Below are 12,605 nucleotides of genomic sequence, written 5' to 3'. Positions count from 1 at the left end.
CTCATGCGATCTTTCGTTGGGTGTCGCTGCCGAGCGGCAGCAGGGAGCGGACAGTAAAGGGGGCGCCGCGCTCCGGTTCGACGAAGAGCGCGACTGACGTTACGTGAAGTGGCTTGCCGATGTGCTCGGCAAAGGTGGTTTCGAGCGCCGAGCTCATGATGCCGCTGGTTTCGGTGGGCACCGGTCCGGTCAAAGTCAGATGGAACTGAAATTCTTCGAATACATAGGGATAGCCCCATTCCCTCAGGTAACGCCTCTGGCGTTCCGGGAGGCTCTGCGGCTTGCGCCGGGCGAAGTCCATCTCCGACAGGGGTGCACGGAACGGGTCGAAGCGGTGAACGGCATCTTCGGCCAGATCCTGCAGTTCGGCAGAGGGAGCGGACGGCACTAGGGCAAAAAACGGACCGAGCTGGTGCAGGACGATTTCGGGGATTTCGAAAGGATCGAGGTCAGCGGCAAAGCATTTGAAGATGTTGAGGAGTTCGTCTTCGTCGCGGCCCTCGGCAAGCTCGAAGGGAGCCTTCAGCGTTCCGTGGAAACCGTAGCGTCGCGGGTCTGCTGTCAGTGTGCGTTGCGTCGCTTCGTCGATCCCGGCGATCGTCGGAAGAGCAAGATCCTGGCCGGTAAAGGCGTCACGGCCAAGCCAACGGGACGCGGTCTGCGACAGCCGGTCGTCCGCCGGCGGCGCGAAGTAGATTGCATAACGCACGGTCTTCACTTTCTTGTAGCGACCGGCCCGCCGGGGAGGCGGGTCGATTGTTTGCGGGATGCGATGCGCAGCTAGCCGATTTCCATGACAACATCATGATGGCGGACGCGCAAATGCTTGGCTGTCGTCAATGTGCCCTGCGACCCATAAGGCGTGAACGGCACGCGTTCGAGATGCTGTCGAAAATAAAGACAACCAGCAAGATCAGAAGCACCATGTAGGCGACATTTTCCCAATCGGAATTGGTGCGCATTGCTTCCCACAGCTTGAGACCGATACCGCCCGCGCCGACGGCGCCGATGATCGTCGCCGAACGGGTGTTCGATTCCCAGAAATAAAGCGCCTGGCTGGCAAAGACCGGCAACACCTGCGGCAGCACGCCGAAGCGCTGTACGGCAAGCGGCGCGGCGCCCACCGACTTGACGCCTTCGCGCTGCTTGTCGTCGATGTTTTCCAGCGCCTCGGAATAGAGCTTCCCGAGCGTGCCGGTGTCGGTGAAGAAGATCGCCGAGATACCGGCAAGCGGTCCGGGGCCGAAGGCGCGGGTAAAAAACAGCGCCCAGATGAACATATCGACCGACCGCAGGAAGTCGAAGAAGCGCTTGACCAACTGATTGGTCATGAAGCTTGGCGTGATGTTGCGGGCTGCGAGGAAGCAGAGCGGGAAGGCGATCAGCGATGCAAAGAGTGTGCCGACGAAGGCCATGACGACGGTCTGCAGCAGCTTCGTCCAGACATCCAGATGCTGCCACTCGGCGTTATAGAGGATGTTGTTCCAGGCAAGCGAGAGGTTCGAGCGGGACAGATCGATGCGCTCGCCGGATATGATGAGCGAGGCGACCTCGCCGTAGCTCTTGCCGAAGAAGGGCGAGTTGGTGTCGAAGAGGAAGTTCGCCCAGCCGAAGAAGCGATTGCGGATAGAAACCTCGTCGCCTTCGACTTCGGCCCAGCCGGTGGCGCCGAATGCAAGCACGATCTTCTCGCCTGGACGCTTCTGCGTCGCCCAGGTGGGCAGCGTGCCCTGCGGCATCACCCTGTCGGCGCCATCGACGGCCATCACCAGGGTCTCGCCGCCATGCGTCGCCTTGACCAGGCTGTCGGCGATCTCGATCCTGGTTGAGCGGTCATAGGTCACGACGACTCGGGTCAGGACTTCTTCCGTGCGGGTTTCGACGCGGTTCTGAGCTTCGGCCGTGGTGGTGCCGCCGAGTGCTGAACCGGGCGTCATGAAGCTGAAGGACGAGCTTACCTTCGGCTTTGCCGCCTGCGTCGTCGACGCCGGAATTTCCACGCGGCGCGTCACCGTCTCCTTGTCGAGTTCCACCCAATCCGGATCGGGATTGGGCCCGAACGGCGAATTGCGCTGATAGTTGAGGCTCATTGTCCGGTCGGAGGCGATGTGGATCTCGGGCCGCACCTCGTAGGAGACCCAGTCGGCGAGATAAGTGCCGGCGATACCCCAGTTGGCATTGCCAAGCACCTGACCGATCGAGAAGAACCACCAGCTGAAGATGAGATAGACGACAATGCCGCCGGCGATCGTTGCCGTGCGTACACGCTTGGAGGTCGAGGATTTCAGGAGCTCGGGATGGCGGGCCGCGATCGCGTCCATCTCCATCGGGCTCAGTCGTGTGGTCGTGGTCATAGCGCGCACCTACTGGGCAAGCTGGAAGGCCTGTTCGCCAACGAGGCGACGGCGAAGCCAGGCGGAAAACTGGTCGACGGCGAAAATGGTCGCAAACAGCAGGATGACGATCGCAAGCGTTTTCGCCTGGTGGCCCTGGCCGATCGAAAGGCGCAGCAGCTCGCCGATGCCGCCGCCACCAACGGCGCCGATGATGGTCGAGGCGCGCACGTTGATTTCGAGGCGCAGCAGGAAGTAGCTGGTGAAGTTGGGCAGCACCTGCGGCACCATGCCGAACCAGACGCGCTCGATCCAGTTGCCGCCCGCAGCACGCAGGCCCTCATCCGGTTTCATGTCGGCGTTTTCGACCACTTCGTAGAAGAGCTTGCCGAGCGCACCGACCGTGTGGATCGAGACCGCGGCGATCGCGGGAATGGGGCCGAGCGAGAGGATGGCGAGGAAGAAGCCGGCAATCACCACTTCCGGAAAGGCGCGCAGGATCTCCATGATCCGGCGAACGGTACCGCGGATCCACGGATTGGGCATCAGGTTGCGCGCTGCGAAGAAGCAGAGCACGAAACCGAGTGCCGTGCCGATGATCGTCGAGAAGATCGCGATGTTCACGGTCTCCAGCATCTTGTGCAGGTATTCGGGGATATAGAAGCTGTCGGTCAGGTACAGCCGGCCGTCCGGGTAGTTGTATTTGAAGCTGCCGTCGTCATAGGGCGAGGGCAGGTCCGAACATGGCACGGAAGATTTCCAGTCCGTCACGCGGTGCGAGATCGCCGACGAAGTCGAAGAAATGCGGCAGGCGATCGAAGAACTTGCCGGCGTTGGAATCGTTGGCGAACCAGAGCGAGCCTGAGAGCGCCAGGAAGAGGATGCCGAAGCCGAGCCAGGAGTAAAGCCGGCGGCGGGAACTCTGTTCCTGCCAATGGCGCTCGATGACGGCGCCGTTGTCGCTCAGGTTCCGCGGGAGCAGGGAAGTTGCCATGACCGTTCCGGCTCGCGCCGGCCTCTATGGCATTTCAAGGAAAAGCACGGAGCGGCTTTCCGTCAGGAAATGCGTGAAAACAAAGCGGTAGGGTATGGTTGAAGGGCTGGTGTCGAGCACCCCTTCAAACAGTGAAACGCTGGCCGTTTGGGCGGCCAGCGTTCCCGGAAGATGCGGTCTATCAGCCGCCGATCGTTGCCTTGCGGGCGTCGATGATCGGCTTGTAGAAATCGGAGTTGACTTCGGTGTAGCCGGTGAAGTCACCGCCCTGGATGGCGGAGAAGCAGGCAGCGTCGGTCTTCGGCAGGTCGACCATGAACTGCTTGAACTTCGCCTTCATGTCGTCGTTCATCGAGGTGCGCACGACGATCGGGCCGTTCGGAATCAGTGGCGACTTCCAGAGCTCGACGAGGTCGTTCATGTCGAGGATGCCCTTGTCGACCATCTTCTTCAGGTTGCCCGAGGTGTAGCCGTCCTTGAATTCGCCGACACCCGAGCCGAAGGTCGTGCCGGCATCGAAGGTGCCCTTGACGACTTCGAGAACGAGGTTTTCGTGACCGCCGCCGAAGCCGGTTTCACCGAAGAATTCCTTGACCGGCGCGCCGATCGCTTCCGGCAGCGTGACGAGCGGGACGAGGTAGCCCGAGGTCGAGTCCGGATCGGCGAAGCCGAGCTTCTTGCCCTTCAGGTCTTCGAGCTTGGTGATGCCGGAATCCTTGCGGGCAACCATGATCGAGTGGTAGCCGGTCGAACCGTCGGTCTGAACGGTCGTCAGGATCGGCTCGACGGCGTCAGCCTTGGCGAGGTAGATCTTGGCATAGCCGGAAGCGCCGAGCTCGGCGTAGTCGAGCGTGCCACCGAGCAGGCCCTGGATAACGCCGTCATAGTCGGCGGCCGGGAACAGCGAGACCTTCTCTACGCCGATGGCAGCCGGCAGCTTGTCGACGAGGCACTGGAAGTTGCGCAGGCGGTCGGCTTCGTTTTCGCCGCCGAGAATGCCGATGCGGAATTCCTTGAGGTCTTCAGCCTGGGCGTGGCCGACGAGGGCGAGGAGCGCGACGGCGCCCAGCAGAGCTTTCTTCAGCATAAGGTTCTCCCGTGTGTCCGGCTTGGCCGGATCCTATTCGGTTTCAAAGAGGTGCCCTTGACGCGGGCTTTCGATCCTGGCGGGCGTCAGATGCCGGCCAGTGCCAGCGGCTTGAGGCCGGCAGATGCCGTTTCTTCCTGCGGTTCTGCCGCCGGAATGTTGATACTGGTGGAGGTCATCGATTCCTCGATGCCCGTGTCGGCGCCGTAGATCTCGGCAACCGCTGCCGCCGTCAGATCCTTGGGCTGGCCGTCGAAGACGACGCGGCCATGCGCCATGCCGATGATGCGTTCGCAATAGTTGCGCGCGGTATCGAGGGTGTGGAGATTGGTGATGACCGTGATGCCGTCGCGTTCGTTGATGTCGCGCAGTGCGTCCATGACGATTTTGGCGTTCAGCGGGTCGAGCGAGGCGATCGGCTCGTCGGCGAGCAGAACCTTCGGCTGCTGCATCAGTGCGCGGGCGATCGCCACGCGCTGCTGCTGGCCGCCGGAGAGCGTGCCTGCGGGCTGAAGTGCGGTCTGTTCGATGCCGAGGCGCTCGAGCGCGCCGATCGCCATGATGCGTTCTTCGCGGGTGAACATGTTGAGGATGCTGAGCACTGTCGAGCGGTGATTGAGACGACCGAGCAGAACGTTGGTGAGCACGTCGAGGCGCGGCACCAGGTTGAACTGCTGGAAGATCATCGCGCAGTCACGCTGCCAAGTGCGCAGTGCAGCGCCGCGAAGCGACGAAACCTCACTGCCGTCGAAGACGATCGAACCCGAAGACAGGTCGACGAGACGGTTGATCATGCGCAGCAGCGTCGACTTGCCGGCGCCCGAACGGCCGATGACGCCGACCATCTGACCCTGGGGGATGTCGAAGGTAACCGAACTTACGGCTGTCTTCTTGCCGAACTGGCGGGTTACACTCTTCAACTGAAACATTTCTAGCAGGTCCTCTTTCGGGGAGACCGGTCATCGGTATGACACCTGCCATATCGGCGCTTCATGAAAGCGAAATGTCAGTTTGTTGTAAGTTCTGTTACAGTTCACACCCGCGCGGGCTGGGTTAATCAAAAGTGAACGACATCGCGCCGGTGGGTGCCCGATTGGCCACCTCCCGCAAGATTGCAGCTTGAGATTCGGCTGGATCGAGGGCGGTCGCCTGATCGCGTCCTAGCACAGTACCGCCGGGCGTTTCCTGGCTCTACGGTCCAGGCTCCAAGGTCGCCCCCGGAACATAGAGCGCGATCGGTCGGATCTCGTAGATCGCCGTTGGATTGCTGCGTCGCAGGGCGCGTGCCGCTGCGATAGCCGCCTCGATCGTCGGGAAGTCCACGACATAGAGGCCGAGAAGCTGCTCTTTGGTTTCCGCGAAAGGGCCGTCTGTGACGATGCCTTCGCCCTTGCCCCTCAGTGTCACCGCACCTTCGACGGGGCCGAGCCGTGCGGCCGGTCCGAATGATTTCTGCTGAACGAAGCGATCATGCACCTGGAGCAGCTCGGACATCAGGGCCGCATCCTCCTCCTCGCTCCAGGATTCGACCACGCCTGCCGTGTGATAAGCCAAGATCGCATAATACATGAACCGTCCTCCCGGAGGTATTCCTGTCAGGTTTCGCCGATGGCTTCAATCGGTGTGGCGAGGTTCATGGGTTCAACGCTACTCTCTAAATCAGCCTCAGGATGCTGCGACCTACGATAGGCCCGGGCGTCAGTCAGGGAACCGCGCCTTTGAGTTCGCGCGCCGGACCACCGCCTTGTCCTAACGGTTGTCCAAAGTCAGAGACTGCGATGTCCCAGTGCATCATGCCAGCATGGATGCACTCTGTGCCGGAGTGCGCTTCGTTGGCTCATTCATCACGAAGACACATGGTCCCATCACTTCGTTTCATGGAGCGGATGCGCTTCCGCCCTTGACTCGTCTTTATCGATCTTTTCTAACTTATGTTGTCAGACATCTTACATAAACGGGAACCCATTGCTGACGTTCAAACAGGAGGAATGCGTGAGGAAACTGGTTCTACAGCTCGCCGTCGGCGCTGCCGCGCTGGCGCTTGCCACCGCCGCGCAGGCAGGCGAGACGCTCGACCGTGTCATGAGCAAGAAGGCCATGGTGGTCGCCACCAATAGCGGGTGGCCGCCGCAGAGCTATCTCGACGACAGCAACCAGCTGGTCGGCTTCGACATCGATGTCTCCCGCGAGATCGGCAAGCGCCTTGGCGTCGAGGTCAGCTTCGAGACGCCGGACTGGGCGACCTTGACAGGCGGCCGCTGGCAGGGACGTTATGACGTCGGCGTCGGCTCCGTCACCCCCACCAAGGCGCGCGCGCAGGTCATCGACTTCGCCGGCATCTATTACTACAGCCCCTATGTCTATGTGCTGCACAAGGACAGCGAGGCGAAGTCTGTCACCGACCTGAACGGCAAGGTCGTCGGCGTTGAAACGGCCACGACATCGGAAGATTTCATTCGCCGGCAGTTGGAAATCGACGCGCCGGGGCTTCCGCCGATCGAATACAAGCTGGAACCGGGCGAGATCCGCACCTTCGCCGATTCCATGCTTCCCTTCGACGACCTGCGCCTCGGCAATGGCGTGCGCCTTGATGCGGTCATCGCGCCGGAACAGACAGCGCTCAACGCCATCAAGAACGGTTATCCGCTCAGGGTCCTTGACGGCGAGTACGCGTTCAAGGAGCCGCTCGTCGTTATCGCAGAAAAGACCGACCCCGAGTGGACGAAGAAGATCGGCGACCTCATCGCGGAGATGAAGAAGGACGGCACGCTCGCGAGCTTTACCACCAAGTGGTACGGCAAGGACTATAGCGCCGACTGAATTGGACAAGTCTGCGCGGCGGCAGTTCGTGCCGCCCCGCAACCCTTAATCGCTGTCCGCAGAGCGAGAGAACATGTCCTATCCCGACACCTACTACAAAAATACAATGGTCGACCGGAAGGTCAGACCAGTGCTTTCGGAAACCATCGAATGTCACACGGTCGTTGTCGGCGGTGGGCTTGCTGGTCTGACAACGGCGCTTCAGCTTGCACGCGCCGGGCAGTCGGTGGTCGTGCTCGAAGCCGAGAGTATCGGCTTCGGGGCTTCCGGTCGAAATGGAGGCTTCGTCAGCCCCGGTTTTGCGACCGGTGGCGAGAATATTGCCCGAATGGCCGGTGCCGAAGGGGCGCGGCAGATCCACCGCCTGTCGATCGAAGGCGTGGATTTTGTTCGCGATACGATCGCGGCGCTGAAGATCGAGAGCGCGCATGCGCAGCCCGGCATCACCAGCGTGCTGCGCTATGACGACGACGGCAGCATGAAGGCACATGCCGACGCGATGCGTCAAAACTACGGATACGAATTGGAATACTTCGACACCGAGCATATTCGCGCGGTGTTGAAGTCGAAGCGCTATTTCCAGGGTCTGCGCGACCCCAAGGCCTTCCACATGCACCCGCTCAACTACCTTCGTGCAGTGGCAGAAGAGATCGAACGGCTGGGTGGGCGGATCTACGAAGGCTCGGCGGCAACGGCGAGCACACTCGACGGGGCCGAAAAGACGGTGTCGACCGCCCGCGGCCGCGTCAAGGCCCGCCAGGTCGTCTTCACGACCGGTGGCTACACCGGCGCGCTCAACGGTCGGCTGCGGCGTGCGTTCCTGCCGATCGCCACCTATGTGATGCTGAGCGAAGAAGCGCCAGACCTGATCCGTTCTGCCATCGTCACCCGCGACGCGATCGGCGACAACCGCCGCGCCGGGGACTATTACCGGCTGGTGGATGGAGGCAAGCGGCTGCTTTGGGGTGGGCGGATCACCACGCGTGCAGCTTCGCCGGCGGCCCTTGCGGCCGAATTGCGGCGGGAGATGACGGGCACCTATCCGCAACTCAAGGAACTGAAGACCGAACTCGCCTGGTCTGGGCTGATGTCCTATGCACGCCACCTGATGCCCCAGATCGGTGAGATGCGGCCGGGAGTCTGGCATTGCACCGCCTTTGGCGGCCACGGGCTCAACACCACGGCGATCGGCGGCAAGCTGGTAGCCGAAGGCATTCTCGGACAGTCAGACCGCTACAAGCTCTTCCGGCCGTTCGGTCTGGTCTGGGCCGGCGGCTATGCCGGGCTGGCGGTTGCTCAACTCACCTACTGGAAACTGCAGGCACAGGACTGGTGGCGCGAGCGCGCGGCCTGAACGCCGGAGATTTTGAGATGATTGGTCGTCTGATACTGACTTATCCGGACGTCGCGCGACGGTCCGGCATGTTTCTCATGCTGGCGCTCGTCACGCTGGCGATCTACGGGCTCGGCATCAGCCCCGCCTGGATTGGGCATCTGCTGCCGACTTCGGCAGGGTGGCTGGAAGCCAATCCAGCGCTCGGCCGGTTGGTCAGCGCCTTGATGGTCGCGCTGATCGCGGTAGCGAACTGGAAGGCTTTGCGGCAATTGCCGCGTAGCGGACAGGTGATCGGCGTCTGGGTCGAGCTCTTCGTCCTGCTGATGCTGTTCTTCTACTCGTTCGATCTGTCCTTCGCCTTCATCGGCAAGAAGATCGGCTACCTGGTCTCCCAGGGCGTCGTCACGACGCTCTATATCTCGGTGATCTCGATCGCGATCGCCACCCTCATCGCGCTGGTCGGGGCAATTGCGAAGCTGTCGAAGAACGGCGTGATCTACGGTCTCGCGACCTTCTACACCTCGCTCTTCCGCGGTCTGCCCTTGTTGATGCAGATCTACATCATCTATCTCGGCCTGCCGCAGGTCGGCTACGTCATCGGTGCGGTGCCGGCGGGCATCCTGGCGCTGTCGCTCTGCTATGGCGCCTATATGACGGAGATCTTCCGGGCCGGCATCGAGAGCATTCCCCGCGGCCAGACGGAAGGCGCGACCGCACTCGGCCTTAGCCCGAGCCAGACGATGGCGCTGGTGATCATGCCGCAGGCGATGCGCGTCATCGTCCCGCCGACCGGCAACCAGTTCATCGCAATGCTGAAGGACTCGTCGCTCGTCTCCGTCGTCGGGGTCTGGGAGATCATGTATCTCGCCCGCACTCAAGGGCAAACCGAATTCCGGCACATCGAGATGCTGATCACCGCCTCGATGATCTACTGGATCCTGTCGATCGGTCTTGAGTTCCTGCAGTCGCGTGTCGAGGCCCGCTTCGGGCGCTTCGATGTCCGCTGAGTACGGTTGCGCACGCGAATTTCTTGGGGTGGAAAGCCTGAAGACGCTCGCCATTTACCCGGCCCGTTGTTGAACTGGGTCGGGTGAGGCGGGCTCGTCTTGTTACAGAGTGTGCGGCTGTTGCGGAAACCCGCCGACATGGGTGCAGGTGCGCGCAGCGAGGTCGCGCCCGGCCTCCAGTCGCTCGATCAGCGGGCGGCCTTCGAGATGAGCCAGAATGAACCCGGCGATAAAGCTGTCGCCCGCGCCGGTAGTGTCGACGACATCCACAGGACGACTGCCGGTCGATACTAGTTCGGTTCCGTCGATTGCGAGCGAGCCGAGGGCGCCTCGCGTGACAACGGCCAGCTTAGCACCGCGAGAGAGGAAGCCATCAGCCAATCGTTCTGCGTCCTGATCGCCGTCGCCGCCGGACCCGAAGGCGATGTTGAGGCCCTCCACGCCAAGGTCGGCGGGGGCGGCGTTGACGGAGACATCCTGCGAGACGCTGACGCCCTCGGCTGCAAGTGCCCGGCGCAGCGCGCCGCCGTCGTCGAGCCAGCCGATATGCACGTGATCCATGGTCTTCAGGAGAGCGAGGTCTTCCGCGTCGGGTCGGTAGCCGGCACAGGCGCCGAAATCCTCATAGAGGAAGACACGGTCGCCATCCGGCGTGATGCCGATGTCGGTATAGGCGGTGTTGACGTCGCGCTCCTTGAGGCCGTCAAGCCGCACGCCGTTCTGCTCGAGAAGCTGCCGCACCTGTGTGCCGCCGCGGTCACGACCGACGGCGCCGAAGTAGAAAGATTGGTGTCCGAGAAGCGCCAACTGCACGGCGACATTGATCGCGTTACCACCGACATAGGTTTCCCCGACCGGCGCCTGGAAACGGTCGATGCAATTGTCGCCGACGGCAGCAAGGCGGAAAGTGGTCATGGCGTCTCCTGGCGGGCGCATGGAAAGGTCGCGAACGCGTTTTCGCATCCGCGACCGTCGGGCGAACGATTACGTCTCGAATGCTCAGTAGGCAACGCGCTTGTAGTAGCGCCGCGTCGTCAGCGGGTGATTGCGCATGACCTCCAGGTGGGCACTGATGCGCTCGAGCACCGTTGCAAGCACGATCGGCGAGACGAGACCGCGCACGTCGGGAGAAAGGCCGGGGAGGGTAGACTCCGCTGTGTCGAGCACGGTGAGCTTGCTTGTGTAGCTAGGCACGAAGTTCTGAACGCGCTCGGCGAGCGGACGCATCGCATCTTCGCCCTTGAACAGGACGACGCTGACGTCCTGTTCGACCAGTTCGAGCGTTCCATGGAAGAAGTCGGAGGCATGCACCGGACGGGTGCGGATCCACTGCATCTCCTCGAGAATGCACATGCCGTAGTAGAAGGCTTCCGGCCACACGTTCCCGGCGCCGATGATGATATGATAGTCGGAGCCAGCAAGAACCTTCGCGAAATCCTCTGCTCGGGGTTCGAAGCTTCGCTTCACCTCCAGCAGCGCCTGCGGTAGGGTTTCGAGTTCACCCACAATCCGCTCGTAATTTTCGAGTTCCCCGCGGTGGCGCATGATCGAAAGCGCAATGAACAGCGATTGCAGATAGAATGACTCGCAGGAGGTGTCGTCTTCGGCGAAATTGACGAAGACGTGGTCGCCGCCTTGGCCGAGTGGCGTGTCCCGATGCCCGACCAGCGTCAATACCGTCGCGCCAACCGCTTTTGCCTTCTCGAGCAGCGCCACGCTTTCCTTCGTGGTGCCGGAGAGGGAGGGAATGACCACGATGGACCTGGAATTCAGGTTTACCGATCCGGAAAGGACGAGCTCTGCCGGCAGGTCGCTAAAGGTGGGAAAGCGGGACTGGCGCTGAAGAAGCTGGGCTGCCGGCTGCATCAGGATGGCGGCGCCTCCCGTTCCCGTGAAAAAGATGTTCTCCGCGCCGGCGGCGAGACAAGCCGCGATGGTGGTGTCCAGTTGCTGGCGCAGTGCGCCAGCGCCCAACTGGATGCGAAGAAATCTCTGTTCGTCGAAGTTCAGCATGGCACGCTTTCCCGGTGATTGCCTCGGTCGGCGGTCATGGCGTCCGCCGTTCTCCTTAATGTTGTAAGACAACTGACAACAATGCGAAGCGGTGTCAAGAGAGATATCTCGCCAGCACCGCTGCACCTCGCGATGCACGCCGAGTAGCAGCGAAAATCCGGTTGGCCGGAGGCGCACTTGACCTTCCAGAATTTGTCAGACAAGAACATCCTTGTGATTGTTCAACGGAGTGAGAGGAATTGGACGAACCCCTTCGTGATACGCGCACACTGGTCATTCAGCTCCGCGACCGCATCGCAGATCTGATTCGCGACGAAGGGCTCAATCCCGGCGACAAACTGCCGACCGAGGCGCAGTTGACGCAGCGCTTCAAGATCTCGCGTCCGGCGCTGCGCGAAGCGCTGAAACTGCTTGAGCAGGACAGCATCATCTATGTCGAGCACGGCCGGGGGCGGTTCGTCTCGGCGATGTCCGCCGTGCAGGTCGATCGGCCGATCACCGTCTTCGAAAGCGTCACGGACATGGCCCGGCACTATGGCTACGCCACGGCCAACAAGGTTCTTTCGGTGGCGGAGGAAGCACCCGACGCCACCACGGCTGAGCAGTTGCGGCTCCAGCCGGGCGAGCGGGTGATCCGTCTCGAACGGCTGCGGCTGCACAAGGACGAGCCGATCCTCTATTGCGTCGACTTCATCCCGCGCAGCATCATCCCGTTGCGCCTTTATGATGTCGATTGGACAGGTTCACTGCTCGATCTGCTGGATCAGCACAGGAGCAGGCCCAGGATGTCGGCCGCGATTGTCTCCGCCGTCATGCTTCCAGATGATGTGGTGGAGCGCAACGACCTGCGCGATTTCGGGCCGGCACTGCTGATCCGCGAGACCTGTTTCAATGCGGCCGGCTTGCCGGTGGTCTACGCGCTCGACTATCACCGCGGCAGCCATTTTTCCTTCAGCCTAGCGCGTAAGTGATCCGGCCGACGGTCGAGGTCGGCCAGCAATCGACTTTGAACGAC

At 61.8% G+C, this 12,605-nt stretch carries 11 protein-coding genes and 1 pseudogene; 4 read left to right on the top strand and 8 right to left on the bottom strand.

The window, feature by feature from the left end:
* Position 1 precedes the first annotated feature (1 nt).
* The 6 genes and pseudogenes from ACTJKM_RS15850 to ACTJKM_RS15825 all read right to left on the bottom strand — a co-directional run bounded on the left by ACTJKM_RS15850 (position 2) and on the right by ACTJKM_RS15825 (position 5,983).
* Complete coding sequence (locus tag ACTJKM_RS15850) at positions 2–709, bottom strand: DUF1045 domain-containing protein (RefSeq protein ID WP_440660589.1); 708 nt, start codon at positions 707–709, stop codon at positions 2–4.
* A 127-nt stretch (positions 710–836) separates the two neighbouring features.
* The gene (phnE, locus tag ACTJKM_RS15845; protein WP_440660588.1) at positions 837–2,354 is read right to left on the bottom strand and encodes a phosphonate ABC transporter, permease protein PhnE; all 1,518 of its coding nucleotides are present in this window, start codon (positions 2,352–2,354) and stop codon (positions 837–839) included.
* 9 nt (positions 2,355–2,363) lie between these two features.
* Positions 2,364–3,327 (bottom strand): annotated as a pseudogene (gene phnE, locus ACTJKM_RS15840) (phosphonate ABC transporter, permease protein PhnE).
* A 181-nt stretch (positions 3,328–3,508) separates the two neighbouring features.
* Positions 3,509–4,414, bottom strand: coding sequence for a phosphonate ABC transporter substrate-binding protein (gene phnD, locus ACTJKM_RS15835; RefSeq protein ID WP_058324975.1), 906 nt, complete (start codon positions 4,412–4,414; stop codon positions 3,509–3,511).
* 86 nt (positions 4,415–4,500) lie between these two features.
* A complete protein-coding gene (gene phnC, locus ACTJKM_RS15830; RefSeq protein ID WP_058324974.1) occupies positions 4,501–5,343 on the bottom strand; it encodes a phosphonate ABC transporter ATP-binding protein in 843 nt (280 codons plus the stop codon).
* Between the two features lie 262 nt (positions 5,344–5,605).
* Complete coding sequence (locus ACTJKM_RS15825; RefSeq protein ID WP_058326337.1) at positions 5,606–5,983, bottom strand: YciI family protein; 378 nt, start codon at positions 5,981–5,983, stop codon at positions 5,606–5,608.
* A 423-nt stretch (positions 5,984–6,406) separates the two neighbouring features.
* On the opposite strand from ACTJKM_RS15825, the gene ACTJKM_RS15820 reads away from it, so the two are divergent.
* The 3 genes from ACTJKM_RS15820 to ACTJKM_RS15810 all read left to right on the top strand — a co-directional run bounded on the left by ACTJKM_RS15820 (position 6,407) and on the right by ACTJKM_RS15810 (position 9,577).
* Positions 6,407–7,234: a transporter substrate-binding domain-containing protein gene (locus tag ACTJKM_RS15820; protein ID WP_058324972.1), complete on the top strand. Its 828-nt coding sequence runs from the start codon at positions 6,407–6,409 to the stop codon at positions 7,232–7,234.
* 73 nt (positions 7,235–7,307) lie between these two features.
* The gene (locus ACTJKM_RS15815) at positions 7,308–8,588 is read left to right on the top strand and encodes an NAD(P)/FAD-dependent oxidoreductase (protein ID WP_058326336.1); all 1,281 of its coding nucleotides are present in this window, start codon (positions 7,308–7,310) and stop codon (positions 8,586–8,588) included.
* Positions 8,589–8,605: 17 nt separating this feature from the next.
* On the top strand, positions 8,606–9,577 hold the full coding sequence (locus ACTJKM_RS15810; protein WP_058326407.1) for an amino acid ABC transporter permease: 972 nt from the start codon (positions 8,606–8,608) through the stop codon (positions 9,575–9,577).
* Between the two features lie 102 nt (positions 9,578–9,679).
* On the opposite strand, the gene ACTJKM_RS15805 is transcribed toward ACTJKM_RS15810, so the two are convergent.
* Complete coding sequence (locus tag ACTJKM_RS15805) at positions 9,680–10,492, bottom strand: PfkB family carbohydrate kinase (RefSeq protein ID WP_058326335.1); 813 nt, start codon at positions 10,490–10,492, stop codon at positions 9,680–9,682.
* Between the two features lie 84 nt (positions 10,493–10,576).
* Complete coding sequence (locus ACTJKM_RS15800; RefSeq protein WP_440660587.1) at positions 10,577–11,590, bottom strand: SIS domain-containing protein; 1,014 nt, start codon at positions 11,588–11,590, stop codon at positions 10,577–10,579.
* 239 nt (positions 11,591–11,829) lie between these two features.
* Here ACTJKM_RS15800 and ACTJKM_RS15795 point away from each other — a divergent pair, with 239 nt between their 5' ends.
* The gene (locus ACTJKM_RS15795; RefSeq protein WP_057249142.1) at positions 11,830–12,561 is read left to right on the top strand and encodes a GntR family transcriptional regulator; all 732 of its coding nucleotides are present in this window, start codon (positions 11,830–11,832) and stop codon (positions 12,559–12,561) included.
* The last annotated feature ends 44 nt before the right edge of the window (positions 12,562–12,605 follow it).

Source organism: Ensifer sp. 22460 (assembly GCF_052044935.1).
Lineage (GTDB): Bacteria > Pseudomonadota > Alphaproteobacteria > Rhizobiales > Rhizobiaceae > Ensifer.
The sequence above is the reverse complement of the archived record's forward strand: the minus strand, read 5'-3'. Positions and strand labels throughout refer to the sequence as shown.